Annotated in this window: 22 protein-coding genes and 1 tRNA gene; 14 read left to right on the top strand and 9 right to left on the bottom strand. The window is 68.7% G+C overall.

What is annotated here, in order from left to right:
* Complete coding sequence (locus tag TBD_RS00790) at positions 1–561, bottom strand: thioredoxin family protein (protein ID WP_011310669.1); 561 nt, start codon at positions 559–561, stop codon at positions 1–3.
* 44 nt (positions 562–605) lie between these two features.
* Between TBD_RS00790 and TBD_RS00785 the strand changes: the two genes are divergently transcribed.
* From TBD_RS00785 to TBD_RS00760, 6 genes are all read left to right on the top strand, one after another.
* Positions 606–1,334: a 16S rRNA (uracil(1498)-N(3))-methyltransferase gene (locus tag TBD_RS00785; protein ID WP_011310668.1), complete on the top strand. Its 729-nt coding sequence runs from the start codon at positions 606–608 to the stop codon at positions 1,332–1,334.
* A 112-nt stretch (positions 1,335–1,446) separates the two neighbouring features.
* Positions 1,447–2,775: an amino-acid N-acetyltransferase gene (gene argA, locus TBD_RS00780; protein WP_011310667.1), complete on the top strand. Its 1,329-nt coding sequence runs from the start codon at positions 1,447–1,449 to the stop codon at positions 2,773–2,775.
* Between the two features lie 99 nt (positions 2,776–2,874).
* Positions 2,875–3,723: a phosphate/phosphite/phosphonate ABC transporter substrate-binding protein gene (locus TBD_RS00775; RefSeq protein ID WP_011310666.1), complete on the top strand. Its 849-nt coding sequence runs from the start codon at positions 2,875–2,877 to the stop codon at positions 3,721–3,723.
* Entirely contained in the window at positions 3,720–6,506 is a 2,787-nt protein-coding gene (locus TBD_RS00770; protein ID WP_011310665.1) for an EAL domain-containing protein, read from the top strand. The genes TBD_RS00775 and TBD_RS00770 overlap by 4 nt, the downstream gene beginning before the upstream one ends.
* An 85-nt stretch (positions 6,507–6,591) precedes the next feature.
* Entirely contained in the window at positions 6,592–8,184 is a 1,593-nt protein-coding gene (locus TBD_RS00765; protein ID WP_011310664.1) for an ABC-F family ATPase, read from the top strand.
* Between the two features lie 110 nt (positions 8,185–8,294).
* On the top strand, positions 8,295–9,008 hold the full coding sequence (locus TBD_RS00760; RefSeq protein WP_011310663.1) for a hypothetical protein: 714 nt from the start codon (positions 8,295–8,297) through the stop codon (positions 9,006–9,008).
* A gap of 4 nt (positions 9,009–9,012) precedes the next feature.
* Here the strand turns inward: TBD_RS00760 and TBD_RS00755 are convergent, their stop codons facing one another.
* From TBD_RS00755 to TBD_RS00740, 4 genes are all read right to left on the bottom strand, one after another.
* The gene (locus TBD_RS00755) at positions 9,013–9,495 is read right to left on the bottom strand and encodes an LEA type 2 family protein (protein ID WP_011310662.1); all 483 of its coding nucleotides are present in this window, start codon (positions 9,493–9,495) and stop codon (positions 9,013–9,015) included.
* Positions 9,492–10,382 carry a fructosamine kinase family protein gene (locus TBD_RS00750; protein ID WP_011310661.1) on the bottom strand — a complete coding sequence of 297 codons (891 nt, stop codon included), beginning with the start codon at positions 10,380–10,382 and terminating at the stop codon, positions 9,492–9,494. The genes TBD_RS00755 and TBD_RS00750 overlap by 4 nt, the downstream gene beginning before the upstream one ends.
* A gap of 84 nt (positions 10,383–10,466) precedes the next feature.
* Entirely contained in the window at positions 10,467–10,865 is a 399-nt protein-coding gene (locus TBD_RS00745) for a gamma-butyrobetaine hydroxylase-like domain-containing protein (protein WP_011310660.1), read from the bottom strand.
* 101 nt (positions 10,866–10,966) lie between these two features.
* Positions 10,967–11,043 (bottom strand) — tRNA-Arg (locus TBD_RS00740).
* 127 nt (positions 11,044–11,170) lie between these two features.
* Here TBD_RS00740 and TBD_RS00735 point away from each other — a divergent pair.
* Together TBD_RS00735 and TBD_RS00730 are read left to right on the top strand one after the other, a co-directional pair.
* Complete coding sequence (locus TBD_RS00735; protein WP_011310659.1) at positions 11,171–11,971, top strand: c-type cytochrome; 801 nt, start codon at positions 11,171–11,173, stop codon at positions 11,969–11,971.
* A gap of 107 nt (positions 11,972–12,078) precedes the next feature.
* On the top strand, positions 12,079–12,828 hold the full coding sequence (locus tag TBD_RS00730) for a tetratricopeptide repeat protein (protein WP_011310658.1): 750 nt from the start codon (positions 12,079–12,081) through the stop codon (positions 12,826–12,828).
* 88 nt (positions 12,829–12,916) lie between these two features.
* On the opposite strand, the gene TBD_RS00725 is transcribed toward TBD_RS00730, so the two are convergent.
* From TBD_RS00725 to TBD_RS00710, 4 genes are all read right to left on the bottom strand, one after another.
* A complete protein-coding gene (locus TBD_RS00725; RefSeq protein WP_011310657.1) occupies positions 12,917–14,179 on the bottom strand; it encodes a TolC family protein in 1,263 nt (420 codons plus the stop codon).
* Positions 14,176–17,247 carry an efflux RND transporter permease subunit gene (locus TBD_RS00720; protein WP_011310656.1) on the bottom strand — a complete coding sequence of 1,024 codons (3,072 nt, stop codon included), beginning with the start codon at positions 17,245–17,247 and terminating at the stop codon, positions 14,176–14,178. Before TBD_RS00720 ends, TBD_RS00725 begins: the two co-directional genes overlap by 4 nt.
* 3 nt (positions 17,248–17,250) lie before the next feature.
* Positions 17,251–18,324, bottom strand: a complete 1,074-nt coding sequence (locus tag TBD_RS00715) for an efflux RND transporter periplasmic adaptor subunit (protein WP_011310655.1) — start codon at positions 18,322–18,324, stop codon at positions 17,251–17,253.
* Positions 18,325–18,385: 61 nt separating this feature from the next.
* Positions 18,386–18,802, bottom strand: a complete 417-nt coding sequence (locus TBD_RS00710) for a hypothetical protein (protein ID WP_148202986.1) — start codon at positions 18,800–18,802, stop codon at positions 18,386–18,388.
* A 105-nt stretch (positions 18,803–18,907) separates the two neighbouring features.
* Between TBD_RS00710 and TBD_RS00705 the strand changes: the two genes are divergently transcribed.
* From TBD_RS00705 to TBD_RS00680, 6 genes are read left to right on the top strand one after another with little or no spacing between them, the layout of a single operon-like run.
* Positions 18,908–20,809: an LTA synthase family protein gene (locus TBD_RS00705; RefSeq protein ID WP_011310653.1), complete on the top strand. Its 1,902-nt coding sequence runs from the start codon at positions 18,908–18,910 to the stop codon at positions 20,807–20,809.
* Positions 20,810–20,857: 48 nt separating this feature from the next.
* A complete protein-coding gene (locus TBD_RS00700) occupies positions 20,858–21,481 on the top strand; it encodes a cytochrome b/b6 domain-containing protein (protein ID WP_041432159.1) in 624 nt (207 codons plus the stop codon).
* Positions 21,474–21,875: a DUF1924 domain-containing protein gene (locus TBD_RS00695; RefSeq protein ID WP_011310651.1), complete on the top strand. Its 402-nt coding sequence runs from the start codon at positions 21,474–21,476 to the stop codon at positions 21,873–21,875. The genes TBD_RS00700 and TBD_RS00695 overlap by 8 nt, the downstream gene beginning before the upstream one ends.
* Before the next feature lie 10 nt (positions 21,876–21,885).
* Complete coding sequence (locus tag TBD_RS00690) at positions 21,886–22,419, top strand: diheme cytochrome c (RefSeq protein WP_011310650.1); 534 nt, start codon at positions 21,886–21,888, stop codon at positions 22,417–22,419.
* Between the two features lie 9 nt (positions 22,420–22,428).
* A complete protein-coding gene (locus tag TBD_RS00685; RefSeq protein WP_011310649.1) occupies positions 22,429–23,091 on the top strand; it encodes a response regulator in 663 nt (220 codons plus the stop codon).
* Positions 23,088–24,455 carry an ATP-binding protein gene (locus tag TBD_RS00680; protein ID WP_011310648.1) on the top strand — a complete coding sequence of 456 codons (1,368 nt, stop codon included), beginning with the start codon at positions 23,088–23,090 and terminating at the stop codon, positions 24,453–24,455. Before TBD_RS00685 ends, TBD_RS00680 begins: the two co-directional genes overlap by 4 nt.
* Positions 24,456–24,457: the final 2 nt, after the last annotated feature.

The raw sequence follows: 24,457 nt of genomic DNA, 5'->3' as shown, positions 1-24,457 counted from the left end.
TCAGGCCTCCTTCCATTTGATCGAGCAGCCCATGCTCGGAATCTGTTCGGCCGGCCCGCGCTGGGTGGCCGCGACCTCCTTCATCGCCTCAAACAGGTCGCGGCGCGCGTCTTCGGGCGCCGTCTCCTTGCGCGACGCGTCGAAGCGACCGCGGTACTGCAGCTCGAAGCTGCGGTTGAACCCGAAGAAGTCGGGCGTGCACACGGCACCGTAAGCCTTCGCCACCTGCTGCGTCTCGTCGATGACGTAAGGAAACGGGAAATCGAAGTCGCGCGCGACCTGCTTCATGTTCTCGAACGAATCCTCGGGATATTCGGCCGGGTCGTTCGACATGATCGCGATCGCATGAATACCGTGGTCGCGCTTGAGTTCGGCGAGATCGCGCACGAGCCGCGGGCGGATCGCCTTGACGTAGGGGCAGTGGTTGCAGATGAACATGACCAGCAGCCCCTTCGGTCCCATCGCGTCGAGCGGCGTCCACGCCATGCCGTCGACGCCGGGCAGGCTGAAATCCGGGGCTTTCCAGCCGAAATCGCATACCGGCGTAGTGAGGGAAACCATGAGCGCTCCACAGAGTTACGGGACAACCCCGGCATAATAGCAAGATGTCCTCCCCGCGCTTCTTCCTCGACCAGACGCTGAGCCTCGGCGCCCGCTTCGGCCTGCCCGCCGGCCCGGCGCGTCACGCCGCCCGCGCGCTGCGGCTCGCGGCAGGCGACGCGCTCACGCTGTTCAACGGTCGCGGCGGCGAATACACGGCCAGTGTCGAGCGCATCACCCGGGACGAGGTTGCGGTCGCGATCACGGGCTTTCGCGAGATCGAACGCGAATCGCGTTTGGCAATCACGCTGGCGCAGGGGATATCGAGCGGCGAGCGCATGGACTACACGCTGCAAAAGGCGACGGAACTCGGCGTGACGGCGATCCAGCCGATCGCCGCCAAGCGCAGCGTCGTCAAGCTCGCCGGTGAGCGCGCCGAGAAACGCGTCGCGCACTGGCAGGGCGTCGTCGCGAGCGCCTGCGAGCAGTGCGGGCGCAACCGGCTGCCGTCGATCGCGGCGCCGTTGCCGCTCGCCCAGTGGCTCGGCACGGGCACCGACGAGCGTCTGCTGTTCCTCTCGCCGCTTGCGCAGGCCCGACTCGCCGATCTCGCCGCGCCGAGCGGACGCGACGTCCTGATCGCGGGCCCGGAAGGCGGTTTCGAAGCCGACGAAATCGCGGCGCTACATGCGGCCGGCGCCGTGCCGATCCGCCTCGGCCCGCGCGTGCTGCGCACCGAAACCGCTGCACTCGCGGCGCTGGCTGCGATGCAGACGCTCTGGGGCGATTTCTGAAGCCGCCCTCCGCTTCGTCACGGGCTTTTGCGCGCGAGCCCGATCCCGCCGACGGGGCGGGATTTTTCGGTATCCTTCTCCTCCCTACCCAGCCCTCCGCCAGGCCAGTCCCTTGAAAGACACGACGAATTTCGTTCACTGGTTTCGCTCCGCCGCGCCCTATATCCACGGCTTCCGCGGCAAGACCTTCGTCATCGCCTTCGGCGGCGAACTGGTCGCGGAGGGAGGCTTCGTCCAGTTGGCCCACGACGTCAACCTGCTCAACAGCCTCGGCGTGCGCCTCGTGCTCGTCCACGGCGTGCGGCCGCAGGTCGAGGCGCGGCTGACCGAAAACGGCACCGACATCCGCTACGTGAGCGGCCTGCGCGTGACCGACGACGCCGCGCTGGCCTGCGTCAAGGAAGCGGCGGGCACGGTACGCGTCGAGATCGAGGCGCTGTTGTCGCTCGGCATCGCCAATACCCCGATGGCGGGCGCCGACATCCGCGTCGCCTCGGGCAACTTCGTCACTGCGCAGCCGCTCGGCGTGCGCGACGGCGTCGACCTGCTGCATACCGGCGAAGTCCGCAAGATCGACGCGGCCGCGATCCGGCGGCGCCTCGACCAGCACGACATCGTGCTGCTGTCGCCGATCGGCTATTCACCGACCGGCGAGATATTCAACCTGAGCCTCGAAGACGTCGCCACCCAGGCGGCGGTCGAACTCGCTGCCGACAAGCTGATCTTCCTGATGAACACCGAGGGCGTTCCGGGCAAGGGCCGCACGATCCACAACGCGCTGACCGTCAACGAAGCCCGCCAGGTGCTCGACAAGGCCGGCCGTGCAAAAGCGCGCGCGCTGCCCGAGGACGTCACCTACTACCTGCCGTGCGCGGTTACCGCCTGCACCCAGGGCGTGAAGCGCGCGCACCTCATCAGCCGCCACCGCGACGGCGCACTGCTCTCGGAGCTCTTCACGCGCGACGGCGTCGGCACGCTGATCACGCCCGCGCCGCTCGAAACGCTGCGTCCGGCGACCATCGACGACGTCGGCGGCATCCTCGGCATCATCGAGCCGCTCGAGCGCGACGGCATCCTCGTGCGACGCTCGCGCGAACTGCTCGAAATCGAGATCGAGCGCTTTCTGGTGCTCGAGTCCGACGGCGTCATCGCCGGCTGCGCGGCGCTCTATCCGTTTCCCGAAGAGCAGGCGGCCGAGCTCGCGTGTCTGGCGGTCGCGGCCGACTTCCGAGGCCGCGGATTCGGCGAGATGCTGCTCGAGGCCGCCGAGAAGACCGGCAAGAAATCCGGCTTCAGGAAGCTCTTCGTGCTGACGACCCGCACCGAGCACTGGTTCGAGGAACGCGGCTTCGTCGACAGCAGTCCCGACCACCTGCCCAAGCGTAAACAGGCGCTTTACAACTACAACCGCAGATCGAAGGTCCTGCAGAAAAAACTCTAGGAAACGGCCTTGCACCGACTCTACCGACGGCACCGAGACCGCCCCGCCCTGCCTGCCGGTCGCGTTGGCTGCGCTGCCACGTCGCGCGCCGCGCCCCGGATGGCGTACTTCTTCGCGGGCGTGCTGGCGCTGCTGTTCGGGCTGATGCTCGCCGGCCCGGCGGCCGTCCGCGCGGCCGAGAAACCGCTCATCTTCGGTGTCTTTCCCAAGCTGACCGCGCGCCAGACGGTGACCGCCTACCTGCCGCTCGCCAAAAGCATGGAAAAGCAACTCGGCCGACCGGTCGCAATCTACAGCGCCCGCGACTTCGAGACCTTCGTCGAGCGGACCGCTCGCGGCGAATACGACATCGTGCTGACGGCCCCGCATCTGGCCTGGCTCGCCCGCCAGGACGCCGGCTATGCGCCGCTCGTGAAGTATGCCGAGCCGACGCGCGGCCTCCTCGTCGTGGCCCGCGCTTCGGCGTATCGCCGACCCGAGGAGATGCGCGGCCGCACGATCGCGACTGCCGACGCGATCGCGGTGACCGTATTGGCAGCCGAGGCCGAACTCGCCGCGCGCGGCATCGAGCGCCAGATCGACTATCAGACCCGTGACGCCGGCACCCACTACAACGCCGTCATGCAGGTGCTCAACGGGCGTGCCGACGCCGCGATGCTCGGCCTGCACCCCTATCTGCTGCTGCCCTCCGAGGTCCGCGCACGCTTGCGCATCCTCGCCGAAACCGGGCCCTTGTCGAGCCTGATGTACCTGACCCATCCGCGCCTGCCTGCGCGCGACGCGGAGGCGGTCCGCCGCGGCATTCTCGCCTTCGCCGGGACCGCGGAAGGCACACGCTTCCTGCAGCAGGGCGGCTACGGCAGTTTCATTGCCGCCGACGGCAGTGAACTGCCGGCGCTGCAGCCTTATGCGCTGGAAGCGCGAGAGTTGTTGCGGGCGCGGCGATGAAAGCCTGGTTCGGACGACTTTCGCTGCGTTACAAACTGACGCTCGCCGCGCTCGCCGTCGAGGCGGTGATGCTGGCCTTGCTGATCGCCAACGGCGTCCAACACACCCGCGACGAGCTGCAGCAGCAGGCGGAGCGCCACGTCCGCGAGACCGGACAGACGCTCGCCGGCGCGCTGCTGGCGCCGCTCGCGCAGCGTGACGACGCGAGCGTCGGCGAAATCGTCGACGCGCTGCAGCGCGACGGCGGCCTCAAGATGGTCGCCGTGCGCGACAGCAGCGAGCGCCTCGTGCATCAGAGCGGGACCGAGGGCACCCGCGACGATTTCCGGGTGATGCAGCCGGTCACGTTCGCCGGCCAGCACTACGGCGAGGTCGCACTCGTGCTGTCGGGCGCGTTCATCGCCGAGGCCCGCGCCCGCTACGTGCGCGAAAGCCTCTCGATCGCGCTCGCGGCCCTGCTCGTCACCGGCGTGCTGCTCGCGCTGTCGACGGGCGGCGTGATCCGCCGCTTCGAGGTTCTCACCCGGGCGAGCCGGCGCATGGCGCAGGGCGACCTCGACGTCAAGCTGACCGGCGAGGGGGAGGACGAGATCGGGCAGCTGATAGGCACCTTCAACCGCATGGCCGAATCGGTGCGTTTCAACATCGATCGCGCGCGCGAAAACGAGGCGCGCTTCCATGCCATCGCCGACTACACCCACGACGTAGAATTTTGGCTCTCGCCCGAGGGCAAGCTGTTGTGGATCAACCCCTCGGTCGAGCGCATGCTCGGCTACAGCGTCGGCGAATGCCTCGACCAGATGCGCTTTCCGGCCGACATCATTCATCCCGACGACCGCGGCGCGGCCGAGGTGCAGCTGCGCCTGGCGCTGCGCGGCACCTCGGGTCAGGGCTACGCGATGCGGATCTGTCGCAAGGACGGCGGACATTTCTGGGTGGCTGTGAACTGGCAGCCGATCCACGACGCGAGCGGCGTATATCAGGGCATACGCGCGAGCCTTCACAGCATCGACGACCTCAAGGCGACCGAGGCGAATCTGCGGCTCGCGATCAAGGAACTACGGACGGCCGAAACCCTGCAACGCACGTATCTCGAAGAAACCGAGCAGGAGCGCGCGCGCCTCGTCTCGCTGCTCTCGGCGATGAATCTCGGCATCCTGTTCGTCGCCCCGGACGGGCGGGTGATCTATCACAACCCGGTCTTCGGCAGGATGTGGATGATCGACGATTCGGCCGAACTGATCGGCCTGCCGGTGCACGAGGTGCTCACGCGCTCCGCGGCGACGCTGGCCGAGCCCGACCACTTCTCGCGGCACCTGCGCGCCGTGCTCGAGACGCACGAATCGTCTGAGAGCTACGAGATCCAGATGACCGACGGCCGCGTCATCACCGAGCTCGACTACCCGGTGCGCGACCGCGAAGGCCGCTTCATCGGCCACCTGTGGATCTACGAAGACGTCACGCGCGAACGCCAGACCGCCGAGCGGCTGGTGTATCTGGCCGAGCGCGACGCGCTGACCGGCCTCTACAACCGCCATCGCTTCCAGCAGGAGCTCGCACGCACGATGCTCGACAGCGACCGCCAGAAGATGCAGTGCGCGGTCATGTTCTTCGACCTCGACGAATTCAAGACCATCAACGACAGCTACGGCCATCGTGCCGGCGACGCGCTGCTGATCCGCGTGGCCGGCGAGATCAGCGCGCTGGTGCGGCGTAACGAAGTGCTCGCGCGCCTCGGCGGCGACGAGTTCGCGATTCTGCTCCCGGCGCTGCAGGACAACGAAGCCGAAGCGCTGGCCGACCGCGTCGTCCACGCGATCGCGCAGATTCCCTTCCGCTTCGAGGGCCAGAGCCTGCGCGTCACCACGAGCGTGGGCATCGCGTACTACCCCGCGCACGCCGTCGATGCCGACGACCTCGTCGCCCGCGCCGACATCGCCATGTACCAGGCCAAGGACGCGGGCAAGAACACCTGGCGCGTCTTCCGTGCGGACAGCGCCGCCGACAGCGAAATGCGCACCCGCCTGTCGTGGGGCGAACGCATCAGCAACGCGCTCGACAAGGGACTCTTCCAGCTCCATTTCCAGGGCGTCTACCGCGCGGACGACGGCGCGCTCTCGCATCTCGAAGCGCTTGTGCGGATGACCGACGAGCACCGCCCCGATCAGCTCATCATGCCGGTGCACTTCATCCAGCGCGCCGAAAAGAGCGGACGCATCCTCGACATCGACCGCTGGGTCGTCCACGAGACGATCCAGTTGCTCGCCGCCAACCCCTGCATCCCCTCGATCGCGGTCAACCTGTCGGGGCGCTCGCTGTCCGAGCCGAGCCTGCCGCAGACGATCGGTAACGGCCTGCGCGAGGCCGGAGTCAATCCGAGCCGGCTGATCTTCGAGATCACCGAGACCGCGGCGGTGGCTGACCTGCAGGACGCGCAGCGCATGATCGAAGCGCTGCGCCAGCTCGGATGCGGCGTCTGCCTCGACGATTTCGGCGTCGGCTTCGCCTCGTTCGCCTACCTCAAGCATCTCGACGTCGACACGATCAAGATCGACGGCATCTTCATCCGCGACCTGCCCAACGACCCCGACAACCAGGTGTTCGTGCAGGCGATGGTCAGCGTCGCGCTCGGACTCGGCAAATCGGTCGTCGCCGAATACGTCGAGGACGGCGCGACGCTCGCCTTGCTACGCCAGTTCGGCGTCGACCTGGTCCAGGGCTATTACCTCGACCGTCCGGTCGCCGCCCACCCGGCGCTGCGCGCCGAGGCCTGCAGCGCCTGACGCGAAAGCGGGCGCAGCCCCGCGGGACGCCGCGCCCGGGTGTTAAAATTCGCGGCTTTCCCGCGTTGCATCCCAGGATTCCGCCGTGCTCACCGCATCCAGCATCACCCTTCAATTCGCTTCCAAACCGCTGTTCGAGAACGTCAACGTCAAGTTCGGCGACGGCAACCGCTACGGCCTGATCGGCGCGAACGGCAGCGGCAAGTCGACCTTCATGAAAATCCTTGCCGGCGAGCTCGAGCCGACCGCGGGCAATGTGTCGCTCGACCCCGGCGAACGCATGGCCTGGCTGCGCCAGGACCAGTTCGGCTACGAGGACCAGCGCGTGCTCGACGTCGTGATGCAGGGCCACGTCGAAATGTGGCGCGTGATGCAGGAGAAGGACGCGATCTACATGAACCCCGAGGCGAGCGAAGAGGACTATCTGCGCGCCGCCGAACTTGAAGGCAAGTTCGGCGAACTCGGCGGCTACGACGCCGAAGCGCGGGCCGGTGAGCTGCTGCTCGGCGTCGGCATTCCGACCGAACAGCACCAGGGCACGATGAGCCAGATCGCGCCCGGCTTCAAGCTGCGCGTGCTGCTGGCGCAGGCGCTCTTCTCCAAGCCCGACATCCTGCTGCTCGACGAACCGACCAACAACCTCGACATCAACACGATCCGCTGGCTTGAGCAGGTGCTGAACGAGAGCAACGCGACGATCGTCGTGATCTCGCACGACCGCCATTTCCTGAACCAGGTCTGCACCCACATGGCCGACCTCGACTACGGCACGATCAAGGTGTGGCCGGGCAACTACGACGACTACATGCTCGCGTCCTCCGAGGCCAAGGCGCGCCAAGCCGCGGCCAACGCGCGCGCGAAGGACAAGGTCGCCGAACTGCAGGAATTCGTGCGCCGCTTCTCGGCCAACAAGTCGAAGGCGCGCCAGGCGACGAGCCGCATGAAGATGATCGACAAGATCAAGATCGAGGACTTCAAGCCGAGTTCGCGCCAGAACCCCTACATCCGCTTCGAGCCGGAGAAGGCGCTGCACCGTCGCGCGCTCGAGGTCGAAAATCTGAAATTCGGCTATGACGCCGAGCCCCTGTTCACGAATCTCGGCTTCTCGCTCGAAGCCGGCGAGAAGCTCGCCGTCATCGGCGGCAACGGCGTCGGCAAGTCGACGCTCATGAAGCTCCTGATGGGCGAACTCACGCCCGCCTACGGCGAGATCCGCTGGAGCGAAAACGCCAACGTCGGCTACTTCTCGCAGGACCACGTCGCCGATTTCGACATGGACCTCAACCTCACCGACTGGATGCACCAGTGGACGCAAGCGGGCGACGACGAGCAGGTGCTCCGCGGCATCCTCGGCCGCCTGCTGTTCTCGGGTGACGACGTCAAGAAGTCGGTGCGCGTGCTCTCGGGCGGCGAGAAGGGCCGCATGCTCTACGGCAAGCTGATGCTCGGGCGCCACAACGTGCTCGTGATGGACGAGCCGACCAACCACATGGACATGGAGTCGATCGAGTCGCTGAACCTCGCGCTCGAACTCTTCAAGGGCACGCTGATCTTCGTTTCGCACGACCGCCAGTTCGTCTCGAGCCTCGCCACGCGCATCCTCGAGATCACGCCGCAAGGCGTCGAGTTCTACATGGGCAACTACGATGAGTACCTGCATTCGAAGGGTCTGGAATAAGTCCTCGTACCCGCGCGAGACCAAGCGGGCGCACCGATTCGTTGCCGTTTTGACCTGGAGTCATCAGCACGAGTGAAGTCGTCGTCATCGGTCTTGGCCAACTCGGGCGCGTGTTCGCCGGAGGCTTCCTGCGCAGCGGCCACATCGTCGTTCCGGTCACCCGCAACGAGGACATGTTTACTGTCGCGCACGCGCACCCCGATCCTCTGCTGGTCCTGATCGCGGTGGCCGAGAACGACCTCCACCCCGTACTCGCGGCGATCCCGGGTGCCTGGCGGGAACGCATCGCGCTGATCCAGAACGAGCTGCTGCCGCGCGATTGGGAACAGTATCGCTACACCGCGCCGACCGTGATCTCGGTGTGGTTCGAGAAGAAGAAGGGGATCGACGCCAAGCCGCTGATCGCCTCGCCCGTCGCCGGGCCCGGCACCGGCCTGCTGTGCCGCGCGCTGACGTCGATCGACCTGCCTTGTCGCGAAATTCCGGCAAGCGACGCGTTGCGCTTCGAACTCGTGCGCAAGAACGTCTACATCCTGACGACCAATATCGCCGGCCTGAAAACCGGCGGTACCGTGTCCGAACTGTGGTCGCAGCACGAGGCCTTCGCACGGCAGGTCGCGAACGAAGTCATCGACATCCAGGACGCACTGATGGGGGTGAAACACGATCGCGACGCGCTCATTGCCGGCATGCTCGAAGCCTTCGACGCCGACCCCACGCATGCCTGCGCCGGCCGCTCGGCGCCGGCCCGCCTCGAGCGCGCGCTGGCGCACGCCGACGCGTTCGGCCTCGCGGTCCCCACGCTGCGTGCACTCGCGGCCTGAACCTTCAGATCGTGCCGTCCGGCGGGCGCGGAGCACCGTAGACGCCGGCGTGCTCGAACGGTAGCCAGCGCGGCGACTTGTCGGTCTTCACCCGCCCGCGCAGACGATACGGCACGCCCTGTTTCAGCTGTCCGCGCGCCAGCGTGCCGAGCTGGCGGATCAGATCGTCCGAGCGCGTAACCGCCTCGATCACGACCTCCGTTTCCGCTGTGGCACCGAGCGGCGTCGGAAGCGGCGACAGGCCGCGTGCGAACGGCTGCCCGTTGACCTCGAGGTCGAACTCGAGCGCCTCGATCGTGAGCGCGAACGCATTCGGGTTCGTGACGCGCAGCAGGATCTCGAACCGCTGTTCGAACACCCCGACGCTTCTGACCTCGACCGCCGCCACGCTCACCTCGGGCGGCAAAGGCTTCGGCGCGAGCGCGGAACACGCCGCGAGGATAAAGACGAGACAAGATGCGAGCGCGCGCCGCAGCATCGCGCTCATCGCACTTCCGCCAGCAGCTGCGCGGTCATGCGCTGCGCCTGGGCGACGTAACCGCCGCCGAACATGTTGGCGTGGTTGAGCACGTGGTAGAGGTTGTAGAGCGTCTTGCGCACCGCGTAGCCCGGATCAAGCGGCCACGCCTCCTCGTAGGCCGCATAAAACGCTGGCGCGAAGCCGCCGAACAGTTCGCTCATCGCGAGGTCGCATTCCCGATCGCCGACGTAGCTCGCCGGGTCGAACACGACCGGCGAGCCGTCGGCGATATAGCCGTGGTTGCCGCCCCAAAGGTCGCCGTGCAGCAGCGAGGGCAGCGGAACGTAGCCGTCGAACAAGGCGTCGAGCCGGTCCAGGAGCGCGCCGCCCTCCCGTTGCAGCGCGCCGCCGTAGCCGCTCTGCGCCGCGCGTTCGAACTGGAAGCCGAGGCGCCGCTCGCGCCAGAATGCAATCCAGTCGCGCGCCCAGCCGTTCGGCTGCGACGTGCTGCCGATCCAGTTGTCGCGGCTCCAGCCGAACTGATGCTGCGGGGCGCGATGCAGACGCGCGAGTTGCGTTCCGAGCAGCGCGGCGTCGCCGCGCGCGCGAAGGTCGAGGTAGTCGAGGACGAGATAAGCCCGGTCGGACGCGACGCCCGTGCAGACCGGCCGCGGCACGCGCACCGCGTCGACGCCGGCCAGCGCGTCCAGCGCGCCGACCTCGGCGTCGAACATCGCCGCGCGCTCACGGCTGCAGGTCTTGACGAAGAAACGCCGCTCGCCGTCGCCGACCCGGAAAGCCTGGCTCGTGTCGCCTCCGGCGACGGGTTCGAGCGCACTCGCCGGGAACGGCGCGCCGGTCGCCGCGGCGATCGCCTCGGCTATTGCGCCGGCGAAAGCTGTCGCGCCGCTCACGTCCGCGCCACACCCCGGCGCGCCCAAGCAAAACGCGCCCCTCGGGGCGCGTCGATGTCGAGCGGCAACAGCCTCATTCCACGCTTACTTGGTCTTGGGCCGGTGCTCGAACATCTGGGCGATGCCGGGGTCGCGCGACGCCCCGGCGGCGTCCATGCGCTTGAGGTATTCGTCCCACAAGGCCGCCTGATTGACGCCGAGGTCGTGGAGATATTCCCAGGAATAGATTCCGGTGTCGTGGCCGTCCGAGAAGAAGAAGTTGATCCCGTACAGCCCGACCGGTTCGGCGGCGTTGATCAGCACGTCGCGCTTGCCGACCTGCAGGACTTCCTGCCCCGGGCCGTGGCCGCGCACCTCGGCCGACGGCGAGTAGACGCGCAGGAATTCGTAGGGCAGCTCGAAGCGGGCGCCGTCCGAAAACGCGATTTCAAGCTTGCGCGACGTCTGGTGCAACTGGATGTCGGTGGGGGTGGGAATGGCCATGATCGAAGCGACTCAAAATGAACTTGGTCCAAGTGTAAACCGGCGGCACAGAGATAAAACCCTGGCGGAACAAGGGACCGAAGCCGTTTGTGATCGGAAACTGGCGCGCCCGGCGCGATTCGAACGCACGACCCCTGCCTTCGGAGGGCAGTACTCTATCCAGCTGAGCTACGGGCGCTAGGAGGCCGCAAGCATAGCGGGTTTGCCGCGCTGCGTCTATCGGCGAAGGCCTTCCGCGCTTTGCTGTCAGGGTGGGTTTCCTTATAATCGCGGCTTTTGCAGCCAACCGCCACCAAGGAACTTTCATGGCCGACACGCACGCCAAGATGACTCAAGCCACTCCGCAGGAAATCCTCATCGCCATTTTGGCCGGACTGCTCGCCCCCTTGCTGGCGATCGTCCTGATCGTTCAGTTGGTGCTCGGCATCCAGAAAGACCACAAGCCCGACACGACCAGCGAAGCCGCGCAAAAAGCGACGCTCGCACGGATCGCTCCGGTCTCGCAGCTCGCGGCAGCCGACGCCAACGCGCCCAAGGTCGAAAAGTCGGGCCAGGAAGTCTATGAAGCGGTGTGCGCCGCGTGCCACGGCAGCGGCGCCCTCGGCGCGCCGAAGTTCGAGGCCAAGGGCGACTGGACGGCACGGCTCGCGCAAGGCTACGACACGCTGGTCAAGCACGCGATCGAAGGCATCCGCGCGATGCCGCCGCGCGGCGGCGCGGCCGACCTCTCCGACGTCGAAGTCGCGCGCGCGGTCGCCTATCTCGGCAACTCCGCCGGCGCCGATTTCAAGGCGCCCGAGGCAGCACCGGCCGGCGCGCCTGCTGCCGCGGCGGCGAGCGCGGCCAAGCCCGACCCGGCGAAAGGCAAGGCCGTGTACGACGCCAACTGCGTCGCCTGCCACGGCACCGGCGTCGCCGGCGCACCGAAGCTCGGCGACAAGGCCGCGTGGGGCACGCGCCTCGACCAGGGCTTCGACACCCTCTACAGCCACGCGCTCAACGGCATCCGCGGCATGCCGGCGAAGGGCGGCAACGCTTCGCTGTCGGAAGGCGATCTCGCCAATGCGGTGGCCTACCTCGTCACCGAAGCGGGCGGCAAGCTTTAAGGCGGCAAAACCGGCGGCCGTGAAACTCGATCCGACCGTGAGCGCGGCCGCCGCCTCTTTCCTGAACCGGCGCGCCCGCGCCGGCTGCAGCCGCACGCACTGAGACGATGGCTGCCGCCTGTCCGCTGTGCGGGAGCAAGAAAATCCGCCGCGGTTCGCTCCACGCCCATGACGGCGTGCGGCACCTGCTGCTCGACACGCCATTGCGCTGCCGCGACTGCCGGCACCGCTTCTGGGCATTCAGCCCGCTCAAACCGCTGTTGCTGCTCGTGCTCGTCGGCGCGCTCGTCGGAGTCACGGCCTGGCTCGCGCGTGAACAACGAACGGCAGCGCCCGCCCAGGATGCCGCGACCGTATTGCCGCACACGCGCGCCGAGCAGGGCGACGCCGAGGCGCAGTTGCAGCTCGCCCTGCGCTACGCCGACGGCGACGGCGTGATCCAGAATGACAAGGAAGCGGCGCGCTGGTTTGCGCTCGCGGCCAAACAAGGCCTCCCCGAAGCGCAGTACCGATACGGGCGCGCCTTGCTCGAAGGCCGCGGCGTCGTTCAGGACTACAAAGCTGCGTTCAGCTGGATCGAAAAACCCGCGCAGCACGGTTACGCGAAGGCGCAATACAGCCTGGGCGAACTCTATCGCTACGGCACTGGCACCGCGATCGACAAGGCGCGCGCCTATCTCTGGTTCAACCTCGCCGCCGCGCAGGGCATGGAGGCCGCCGCGAAAGCCCGCGACAGCCTGGTGTGGCAGCTCAAGCCCGAGCAGATCGCCGCGATGCAGGACGAGGCCCGACGCATGAGCCAGGACGCGTCCGCAGCGCCGGCGCCTGCCACTGCGGAACAGCAGGCGCTTCAATAAGCGCGTGGCGCCGTCCGCGCCGCCGCCCCCTCGAGCGGCGCCTGCCGTTTCCGGGGGCCGTTTTCCCGGATCGACGCCAGCGCACGGACTAGGGGTGGGCGTGAGCGGCGTCGGCCCCTTCGACGTCGAGCGGCCACAGTCGGTGCGCATCGAGCTTGAGGCGCGCGTCGGCCGCAAGCCCCGCGACCCGCGCCTGCTGGGCCTCTAGCCGCCCCGCCAGCGCGAGGCGTCGCGTCAGCAGCACCTGATCCAGACTGCCCTCGCCGAGACCGTAGGCCCGCGCCGCGAGGCGCGCGGCCTCCTCGAGCGCGTGCGCGGCGCAATCGGCCTGCGTCCAGCTCGCGGCTTTCGCCGTCGCGGCGTCGAAATCGGCGCGCGCTTCCTGACGCAGACGCTGCTCGAGCAGCGCCGCGGCATCGCGCGCGGTCAGGGCGAGTTGCTCGGCGGCCTGTTGCTCGAAACGGCGCGCCGAACCCGGCAGCGTCAGGCCGACGCTGAGGCCCATGACGCGTTCGGCGCCGCCGAGTTCGTTTCGGTAGAACACACCCAGGCTCGGATCGACGACGCGCCGGCTCGCGAAGCGCCGCGCCTCCGCATCGAGCGCCCCGGCCTCGCGACGCGCACGCGCCAGTTCGTGGCTGTGCGCGAGCACGCTTTCGACATAAGCCTCGGCGCTACCTGGGGGCGGCACGGGCTCGGGCAGGGCGGCGTCCGCCTCGAGCGGCAGCGCCGGAAACTCCGCGCCCAGGCGGGCGCGCGCCTGCTGCAGCGCGAGCGTCGCCTGCTGCGCCTGCAGGCGGACCTGCGCGAGCGCGGCTTCGGCGTTGACGCGTTCGGCGCGCGCGGCTTCGCCGAGCTTGATGCGCGCATCGACGCTGGCGAGCTGTTGCGTCGCCAACTCGACCTGCCCACGCAGAAGCTCCGCCGCGCCCAGCGCGTCGAGCCAGTCGAACCATAGCGCCAGCAGACGCCGCGCGCTTTCGTGCAAGGCCTCGCCGAGGCTCGCCTCGGCATGCGCGGTCAGCGCTCCGGCGAGCGCACGGTCGGCCGCCGCCCGCGCCGGCAGGCGCAGCGGACGCGACACGGCCAAGCCCCACTCGGTCATGCTGTCGCGCGGCGTCGCCTGGATCCGGCGCTGCGCCATGTCGGAACCGACGGTCCATTCTTCATGGCCGCGCCTGAGACCCTCGCTGCGCAGACGCTGCGCGGAAAAGTCCCCGCGCGCCTGCGCGACGCCAGGCGACGCCAACAGCGCGGTGTGTGCGGCCTCGGGATCGGGCAGGTAAGCGGCCGACGCGGGTAGCGAACAAACCAGCGTCATCGCCAGGGCGAGGCGTTTCATTACGTTCATGCGCGCGCTCCTTTGAGAATGAATTGGCGATACAGCAATGGGAGCATCACGAGTGTAAGCAGGGTCGCGCTGACCAAACCGCCGATGACGACGATGGCGAGCGGCCGCTGGATCTCGGAACCCGGGCCGGTCGCGAACAGCAGCGGCACCAGGCCGAAGGCCGCGATGCTCGCCGTCATCAGCACCGGGCGCAGGCGGCGCAGCGCACCCTCGCGCACGACGGCGTCGCCCTTGATTCCCTGCGCGCGCAACTGGTTGAAATGGCTGACCAGCACGACACCGTTGAGCACCGCGATGCCGAGCAGCGCGATGAACCCGACCGACGCCGGCACGGACAGATACTCGCCCGAGGCCGCGAGCGCGAAGATCCCACCGATCAGCGCAAGCGGCACGTTCATCATCACGAGCAGCGCCTGCGCGGCATTGCCGAAGGTGACATAGAGCAGAAATCCGATCAGCAGCAGCGCCACCGGCACGACGATCATCAGGCGCTCGGCCGCACGCTGCTGGTTTTCGAACTGGCCGCCCCAGGCGAGGTGGTAGCCCGGCGGGAGCTTGACCTCGCGCGCGACGGCCCGCTGCGCGTCGCCGACGAAGCTCACGAGGTCGCGGCCGGCGACGTTGCTCTGCACGACCGTGAAACGCGCCGCGTTCTCGCGCTTCACCGCGACCGGCCCGGTCGTGCGCTTGAGCCGCACGACCTGGTCGAGACTGATCTCGCGGCCGTCCGCAAGCGTCAAGCGGATCGCCTGCAGCGCGTCGGGCGACTCGCGCAGGGCCTGTGGCCCACGCAGCTGCAGCGGAACACGCCGTCCCTGCTGCTGGATCGTGCCGATCACCTCGCCTTCGAGCTGGGTGCGCAGCAGCAGACCGACCTCGTCCGCGGAAAGGCCGAAGCGCGCCGCGGCGTCGCGATCGATCTCGGCCTGCAGATACTGGACGCCCGCGTTCTGCGGCGTGTAGACATCGGACGCGCCCGGAACCTTCTCGACCACCTGGAAGATCTGCGCGGCGAGCCGGTTGAGCGTCGCGAGGTCGGGGCCGAAGATCTTGATCGCGACGTCGCCGCGCGATCCCGTGAGCATCTCGGATACGCGCATGTCGATCGGCTGGGTGAAGTTGTAGGCAATGCCGGGAAAGCCGTCGACGACCTTGCGGATTTCGTCGGTGAGCCAAGCCTTGTCACGCTTGCGCCATTCGCTCACCGGCTTCAGTACGAGGAAGGAATCGGTGTCGTTGAGGCTCATCGGGTCGAGGCCGAGCTCATCGGCGCCGGCGCGCGCGACGATGCGGCGGATCTCGGGCACGTTCTTGAGCAGGGCCTGCTGCACGCGCAGGTCCTGCGCGACCGCGGCCTCGAGGCTGATCGACGGCAGCTTCTCGAGCTGCACGAGGATGTCGCCTTCATCCATGACCGGCATGAAGGTCTTGCCGATCGTCGGGTAGACGGCGACAGCCGCGACCATCAGTAGCGCTGCGGCCGCGTAGACGCGTTTCGGCCGTGCCAGCGAACGGTCGAGCAGCGGCTCGTAGAGCGCGCGCGCGCGTCGCAGGAGCCAGGGATCCTCATGCGCCGCGCGCTTCAGCAGCACCGAGGCGAGCACCGGGATCGCGGTCAGCGCGAGCAGCAGCGACGCGGCCAGCGCGAACACGATCGTCAGCGCGACCGGCGCGAAGAGCTTGCCCTCGAGTCCTTCGAGCGTCAGCAGCGGCAGGAAGACGATCGCGATGATCGCGATGCCGGAGGCGACCGGCACCGAGACTTCCTGCACCGCCCAGAGCACCCGCTGCTGCCGCGTCCCGCCCGTGGTCTCCGCGTCGTGCGCGAGATGCGCGACGACGTTCTCGACGACGACGACGGCGGCGTCGACCAGAAGGCCGATCGCGATCGCGAGTCCGCCGAGGCTCATCAGGTTGGCCGAAAGCCCGAACTGGCGCATCAGCACGAACGTCGCGAGCACCGACAGCGGGAGGATCAGCGCGACCACGACCGCGGCCCTGAGGTTGCCGAGAAACAGCAGCAGCAGGACGACGACGAGCACCGCGGCTTCGAGCAGCGCCGTGCTGACCGTGCCGACCGCGCGGTCGACGAGCTGCGCGCGGTCGTAGAACGGCGAGAGGCTCACGCCTTTCGGCAGCGTCGCTTCGATCTCGGCGAGCCTGGCCTTGACGTTCTCGATCAGCAGCCCGGCGTTGACGCCTTTGAGGCCGATCACGAGACCTTCGACGGCCTCGCCCCGCCCGTTCTGCGTGACGGCGCCATAGCGCGTCAACTCGCCCATTTCCACGCTGGCGACGTCGCCGACGGTGACGACCGTCGGACCGACCGCCTTGACGCCGATGCGGCGCAGGCTGTCGAGCGACGCGACGCCGGCGTCGACGCGCACGACCCAGGTCTCCTCGCCCTCGTTGACGCGGCCCGCGCCGGCCTTGCGGGTATTGGCCTCGAGCGCTGCGCGCAACTCGCCGAGCGTCACGCCGCGCGCGGCGAGCGCGACCGGGTCGGGGCTGACCGCGAAGGTCGCGACGCGGCCGCCGAGCGCGTTGACGTCGGCGACGCCGGGCAGCGCGCGCAGTTGCGGACGAATCGTCCAGTCGAGCAGGGTGCGCTTCTCGGCGAGCGACAACGGCCCCTCGACCGTGAACATGAAAAGCTCGGAGAGCGGCGTCGAGATCGGCGCGAGCCCGCCGCTGACGTTGTCGGGCAGATCGCTCTTGGCGTTGGCGAAGCGTTCGCTGACCTGCTGCCGCGCCCAATAGATGTCGGTGCCTTCCTCGAAATCGACCGTGATGTCGACGAGCGCATTCTTCGACAGGCTGCGCAACACCGTCTGGTGCGGAATCCCGAGCAGCTCGGTCTCGACCGGCTGGGCGATGCGGGCTTCGACTTCCTCCGGCGTCATGCCCGGCGCCTTGAGAATCAGTTTGACCTGCGTCGTCGACACGTCGGGAAAGGCGTCGATCGGAAGCTGCTGGAACGCCCGCACGCCGAAGCCCGCCAGCGCGAGCGCGAGAACGAGGATGAGCCAGCGGCGCGCGAGCGCGAACTCGGTCAAGGTATCGAGCATCGCCTATTCCCCCGCCCACTGCGCCTTGAGCGCCGCCACGCCGCGCACGGCGACGCGGCTCCCGGGCGCGAGACCGCTCACTTCGGCGGCGGTCGCGTTGCGGCGCAGCACGCGCACGGCCGTCGGAACGAGGCCTTTCGCGGTGTCGACGAAGACGTAGGACGCTTCGCCCTTCCACACGAGCGCACCCGCCGGCACGGTCAGGCTCTCGGCCGCGTGCGTCCCGGCGATCGCGACCTGCACCGACTGGCCCGGACGCAGCAGGTTCTGCGGGTCAGCGAGGCTCGCCCGTGCGACCACGCTTTGCGCCGCCGTGAGTTGCGGCAACAGCGCCGTGATGCGACCCGTCGCCGCACTGTCGACGACGCTTACGCGCTGCCCGGCCGCGACCTGGCGCGACTGCGTCGTGCTCAAGGGAATCTCGAGCGCGAGCTTCGACAGGTCGGCGACCTTGAACAAGACCGTTCCGGCGTCGACGCGCTGCCCGGGCTCGGCGGCACTCTCGGTGATGACCCCGGCGATCGGCGCCACGAGCGTAAGCGCGCTGCCGGCCGCGTTGCCCGCGCCGAGCAGCGCGCGGGCGGCGCGCGCCGCGGCGAGATCGGCACGCGCCGACGCCGCCGCCGACTGCGTTGCGCGCAGCCGCGATTCGGCGATCAGGCCTTCGGCAAAGAGCTTCTGGTCGCGCGCCTCGGTTTCGGCGGCGAGCCGCGCCCTGAGCTGCGCCTGGGTGAGCTGGTTCTGCGCTTCGGCGAGCGCCGGCATCGCGACCGTGACGAGCGGCGCGCCGCGGCGGACCGTATCGCCGGGCTGCACGTGCAGCCGCGTCACAAGCGCGTCGCCCGCGGCCGCGACGACGCGCAGGCTGGCCGGGGGCAGGGTGACGCGCGCCGGATACGTGAGCGCGGGGCTCGCCGCGGCGGCGGAAAGCGGCGCAATCTCGACGCCGAGGTTCTTCTTCTGGGCCGGGGTGAGCGCCAGCACGTCGGCCGCAACGGCCGTCAGCGGACCGGCCAGCGCGAGGATCAGGCCAGTGCGCAGGGCGCTCGCTCGGGTGAGGACAAAATCAGCAATCATGCTCGATCTCCAGGGGTTGAAATAACAGCAGCCGACGCGCACAACGCGCGCCGCGGGGAGATCAGCGAGCAGGCGGCGCCAGCGCGAGCGGGCGCGTATGCGCGGGCAGCGCGATGGGTGGCGCGGGCGGCGCGCGCGGGCCGCTAGAAGCTTGGGAGCGGTCGCGGACGAGGGGCGGCGTCGGCGCCGCCATCGTCGGTCCATCCACATCCACCGCTGCGAGCGTGGGACGCAGCCGAACGCCCGCCGCGACCGCGAACTCGGCGCCCTGCGCGTCGCTCGCAGCGGCGTGCCCGGCAGGATCGCCCGCGCTGCCCTGATGGAGGTGCATGAAGCCCGCGTGATCGAGCCGTACCGTGCCCGCGTGCGCATGGATCAGGGGCGCGATCGCCTGCAGGGCGATGAACAGCCAGAGCATCAGGGAACGGAAGGATCTTTGCGTCACGTCGGGGAAGGAGTCGTCTGAAAATCGCTGCACGCGGACTTTCCAGCCCGGGCAACGCGTCACATCCTGACGTCCGATCCTTAAGCGTTTCTTAACGTTGCGCGAGAGATGCTGTCGCCCACACTTCAAGGGGCTCCCATGGGTTCGGTTTTTCACCGCTTTCTCCGTTTGCCGCAGGCGTTTTCCGCGCTCTACCCGCTGACGGCGTGGCTTGCCGCCGCGTTTCTGCTCCTTCACACCGGCTTGCGCGGGGTGCTGATGGCGCAGACCTGGCATGCCGCCCAGTTGACCCCTTCCTCGGCCGCCGGCGTGCTCGGGGTCGGTCTCGCCTTCGATCTGGTCACGCTCGCGATGCTGCTGCCGGGCGTACTGCTGCTCGAAAGCGCGCTCGGCAGCCGCCGGCGCGCCGGCCGCGTGCGCCGCGGGCTCGTCTTTGTCTTCGCCGCCGCGCTGCTGTTCCTGCTCGGCTTCGGCGCGATCGCGGAATGGCTCTTCTGGGACGAATTCGGCGTGCGCTTCAATTTCATCGCGGTCGACTACCTCGTCTACACGCGCGAAGTCGTCGGCAATATCCGCGAAAGCTTCCCGGTCGGCACGCTGCTGGGCATGCTCGCGGTCGGGTCGGTGCTCGCGACCTGGGTCGGTCGCCGCCGTCTCGCCGCAGCGGTCAGGCCGGGCGCGAGCCGCGGCGCGCGCATCGGTGTCTGGGTCGCGAGCGTGCTCGTCGCCGCAGGCGTGTCGACGGCGTGGTCGATCGACGCGCGCCACGGCCGCAACGAATACCAGAAGGAACTCTCGACGAACGGCCTGTACAGCCTGGGCTACGCCTTCCACAACAACGCCATCGACTACTTCGAGTTCTATCCGACGCAAGGCCTGGCGGCGGTGACGCCGCCGCTTCCGCTGGCACCCGTTGTGCCGACGACGCCGCCGAAGAACGTCGTCATCGTGACGCTCGAAAGCCTGTCGTCGAGTTTCATGGCGCACGACGGCAACCCCGCGAAGCTCACGCCAAATCTCGACCGACTGGCCGGGCAGGGCCTCTTTCTCGCCAATCTGCGCGCGACCGGCAACCGTACGGTGCGCGGCCTCGAGGCGCTGTCGCTCGCGATTCCGCCGCTGCCCGGGCATTCGATCATCTGGCGCGAGCACAACCGCGATCTCGAGACCCTCGGCGCGGTGCTCGCGGACCACGGCTACGCCAGCCGCTTCATGTACGGCGGCTACGCACGCTTCGACAATATGGACGCGTACTTTTCCGCCAACCACTATCAGCCGATCGACCGCAGCCAGTTCCCAGCACGACACCGCGGCTTCGGCAACGTCTGGGGCCTCGCGGACGAGTATCTGTACGACTACGCGCTCGAGCAGATGGACCGCGACGCCGCGCGCGGCAAGCCTTTCCTGATGCACCTGATGACGACGTCGAACCACACGCCCTTCACCTTCCCCGGGGGCCGCATCGATCTGCCGCGCGGGCGCGCGGGTGCCGTCAAGTACTCCGACTGGGCGCTCGGCCGTTTCATCGAAACGGCGCGCGGAAAGCCCTGGTTCAAGGACACGGTGTTCGTGCTCGTCGCCGACCACTGCGCGTCGAGCAAGGGCCGCACGAGCCTGCCGCCCGAGAACTACCACATCCCGGCGATCATCTACTCGCCCGCGCACGTGGCGCCACACACCGACACGCGGCTGGCGAGCCAGATCGACATCGTTCCGACCGTGCTCGACCTGCTCGATCTTCCCGAGCAGTCGAACTTCATGGGACGCAGCGTCCTGCGCGCGTATCCGGACGCGGGCCGCGCCTTCATCGCGACCTACCAGAAACTGGGCTATCTGACGCCGGAGCGTCTCGTCGTCCTGAGCCCGGGTCGACGGCCCGAGGCATGGCAGCTCGACGACCGGCAGAAGATCGTGGCGCCCGCGCGCCCGGCGAAGCCGCTGGTCGCCCGCGCGATCGCGGCGTATCAGGAGACAGCGCGGCGCGCGCGCGACGGCCTGCTGCGGCACGTCCGCGTGCCCGCCGGCTTAAGGATGCGCTAAGGATGCGTCCCTAGAGTGAAGGCTCCGCAATGTATTAAGGAGCGCAACATGCTGCAATCCGCCCCCCAAGTCCGCCGCGTCTACGACCCGCTGCTGCGCGTGCTGCACTGGAGCATCGCCCTCGGCATCGTGGTTCTGATCGCAACCAGCCAGCTGGCCGAAGCCTTCGAGGACGGCCCGTGGGAAGACGCGATCTGGAACGTGCACATTCTGTCCGGCTACGTCCTGAGCGCCGCGCTGGCGGCCCGCCTGCTCTGGGCCCTGGTCGGCCCAGCGAACGCACGCTGGCGCGACCTCTGGCATCCGCGCGTGTGGAAGGATGCGCTGCTCCGGCTCCGCCTGCCGCACACCCACCGCGTCGGCCACGACGCCCTCGCCAGCCTTGGCTACCTTTTCGCCTACGCCGTGATGGCGCTCATGGTCGTCACCGGACTCGCGCTCGCGGCAAGCGAGTTCCACACCGGCCCGCTCGCGGCCTGGCTCGGCAACAGTGGCTGGATCGAAGACGTCGTCGAAGGGCCGCACGAATTCGGCTTCGCCTTGCTCCTCGGCTTCATCGGCCTGCACCTCGCGGCGCTCGTGTTCCACCAGCTACGCGGCGAGCGCGTCGCGCAGAGCATGGTCACGGGCAAGCAATACCTCGATGCCGAAAGCGCGGTGCAACATGATTAAGCGACTGGCAGGCCCCGTATTGCTGCTGCTGTCGGTCAGCGCGCTCGCCGACGCGCCCGCGGATTTCACGGCGCGTTACGCGGCACAGGCGGGCGTCGCCGCGAGCACGCTCTCGCCCGCGCGCGGCGAAGCGTTTTACCGCCTGGAACGCGCGCATCCTGCCGGCGCCAAGCGCAGCTGCGCAGGCTGCCATAGCGTCGACCCGCGGCAGGCCGGGCGCACCCGCGTCGGCAAGCGCATCGAGCCGCTTGCGCCTGTCGTCAACGGCGCGCGCTTCACCGACGCAGCCAAGGTCGAAAAGTGGTTTCGCCGCAATTGCATGGACGTGCTGCAACGCGAATGCAGCGCGCAGGAAAAAGGCGATTTCGTCGCCTGGCTCAGTCAGCTCAAATGAGGAGGACGACATGAACTACTTCATACGCGGTGTCGCCGTGGTGGCGACGGTGGGCGCGATGAGCCTGCTCGCGTTCTCGCTGCCGTCCGGCGGGGAGGCGCGCGGCGACGGCGGCGGGCACGATCTGATGCCGCGCCAAACAAACACCAACTGGCAACAGGAGTGCGGCAGCTGTCACCTGGCCTACCCGCCGTCGCTGCTGCCGAAAGCCTCGTGGCGTCGCGTGATGGCGGACCTCGATGCGCATTTCGGCGAGAACGCGAGCCTCGAGCCGGCGACTCAGGCCGATATCCAGCGCTTTCTCGAAATCCACGCGGCCGACAGCGGCAACAGCCGTATGGGCGACAGGGTGATGCGGCGGGCGGCACCCGCTGCGGCGCCACTGCGGATCACCGAGACACGATGGTTCGTGCGCGAGCACCATGAGGTGTCGCGGGCAACCTGGTCGCGCAAGTCGATCGGCTCGGCCGCCAACTGCGCGGCCTGCCACCGCCAGGCCGAGCGCGGGGTATTCGAGGAAGACACGGTGAAGATCCCGCGATAAGCTGACGCGATGCGCATACTCCTGGTCGAAGACGACGCCCTGTTGGGCGACGGCCTCAAGGCCGGGCTCTCGCAATCGGGCTTTGCCGTCGACTGGCTGCGCGACGGCGAGGCGGCGGTCACCGCGCTCACCACCGAGCGCTTCGCCGCGGTCGTGCTCGATCTGGGCCTGCCGCGGCGCGACGGTCTGTCGGTTCTGCAATGGCTGCGTGGGCGCGGCGACCCGACGCCGGTGCTGGTCCTCACCGCGCGCGACCAGCTCGAAGACAAGGTGCGCGGCCTCGATCTCGGTGCCGACGATTACGTGCTGAAGCCCTTCGACCTCGACGAGGTCGCGGCGCGCCTGCGTGCGCTGATGCGGCGTGCGCACGGCAAATCCGCCCCGCTTCTCAAGCTCGGCGACATCGAACTCGATCCGGCCGCGCGCTCGGTCACGCAGCGCGGACAGCCGGTCGACCTGACCGGCCGCGAGTTCGATCTGCTGCACGTCCTGCTGCAGAGCAGCGGCCACGTGCTGACCCGGCGCATGCTCGAAGAACAGCTCTATACCTGGGACGAAGGCGTCGGCAGCAACGCGCTCGAGGTTCATGTCCATCACCTGCGACGCAAGCTCGGCAACGACGTGATCCGCACCGTCCGCGGCGTCGGCTACATGGCGGCGCCCCCGACGTGAGCGAGGCGCGCGCCTATTCGCTGCGGCGGCGGCTGGTCGGGCTGCTGACGGCTGCGATCGCGCTGGTCTGGCTGCTGTCGGCGCTATTCGTCTACGCGCGCGCCCACCACGAAGCCGACGAACTGCTCGACAGCCAGCTGACGGAGGTGGCGGAGACGCTGCTCGCGATCGTCGCGGCCGGCGAAGTCGACCATTTCGTCGAGGAATTGCACGAACACGCAGAAGGCTATCCGGTCCCGATCGCGTTCGAAATCTGGCATACCGACGACGGCGTCTCCCGTCGCCTGGTCGCTTCACCGGGCTACGCGGGCTTCGACACCCCCGCGCCGAGCGGCTTCAGCGAACGGACCCATCAGGACGCCCCGTGGCGGTTCTACACGGCGCAGGACGAAGAGGCGGCGTACCGCGTCGTCGTCGGCCAGGCCCACGGTGTGCGCGAACGGCTCGCGCGCGAGATCGGGCTGTCGCTGCTGCTGCCTGCCGCGCTCGCGCTGCCGCTCATGGCGCTCGTCGTCTGGTGGGTCGTCGGCCGTACCTTGCGGCCGGTCGACGCGGTCGCGCGCGAGGTCGGGGCGCTCGACCCTCGGACACTGAGCCCACTCGACCCATCGGTCGCGCTGCCGGACGAGATCGCGCCGCTGCGCGCAGCGCTCAATGCCTTGATCGAGCGCGTCACCCGCGCCTTCGAAAACGAGCGTCGGTTCACCGCCGATGCGGCGCACGAACTGCGCACGCCGCTGGCGGCGCTCAAGGTCCAGGCGCAGGTCGCGCAGCGCGCGCAGGCGGACGAAGCGCGCCGGCACGCGCTGGGGCAGGTCGTCGCCGGCGTCGACCGCATGACCCATCTGGTCGAGCAGTTGCTGACCTTGGCCCGCGTCGACCCCGCCCGCCAGCGGACGCCGCCCGAGCCGCTCGATCCCGCGGCGACCGTGACGCAGGTGTGCGCCGAACTGCAGCCGCGCGCCGCGCAGCGCAAGCAGTCGCTGCAGGTCGACGCGCCGTCCGGCTGCCAGGTCGCAGTCGACCCGGTCTGGCTCGCGATCGCCTTGCGCAATCTCGTCGACAATGCCATCGCCTATGCCGGGGCCGGCGCGCACATCGAGGTCAGGCTGGCAGGCCACGGCGCGGCCTGTACGCTGAGCGTGGCCGACGACGGGCCCGGCGTCGATCCCGGACTGCGCAGCCGCCTGAGCGCGCGTTTCGTGCGCGGCGAGAGCGGCGGAGACGGCTGCGGCCTGGGCCTGTCGATCGCCGCGCGCGTCGCCGAGTTGTCGAACGCGCGGCTCGAACTCGGCGAAGGCCTCAGGCGCGCCGATGAAGGGTATGGCTTCGCGGCGACGCTCCGCTTCGCCGCCCCCGGATAGGC

This window comes from Thiobacillus denitrificans ATCC 25259 (assembly GCF_000012745.1).
In the GTDB taxonomy this organism is placed as follows: domain Bacteria; phylum Pseudomonadota; class Gammaproteobacteria; order Burkholderiales; family Thiobacillaceae; genus Thiobacillus; species Thiobacillus denitrificans_B.
The sequence above is the reverse complement of the archived record's forward strand: the minus strand, read 5'-3'. Positions and strand labels throughout refer to the sequence as shown.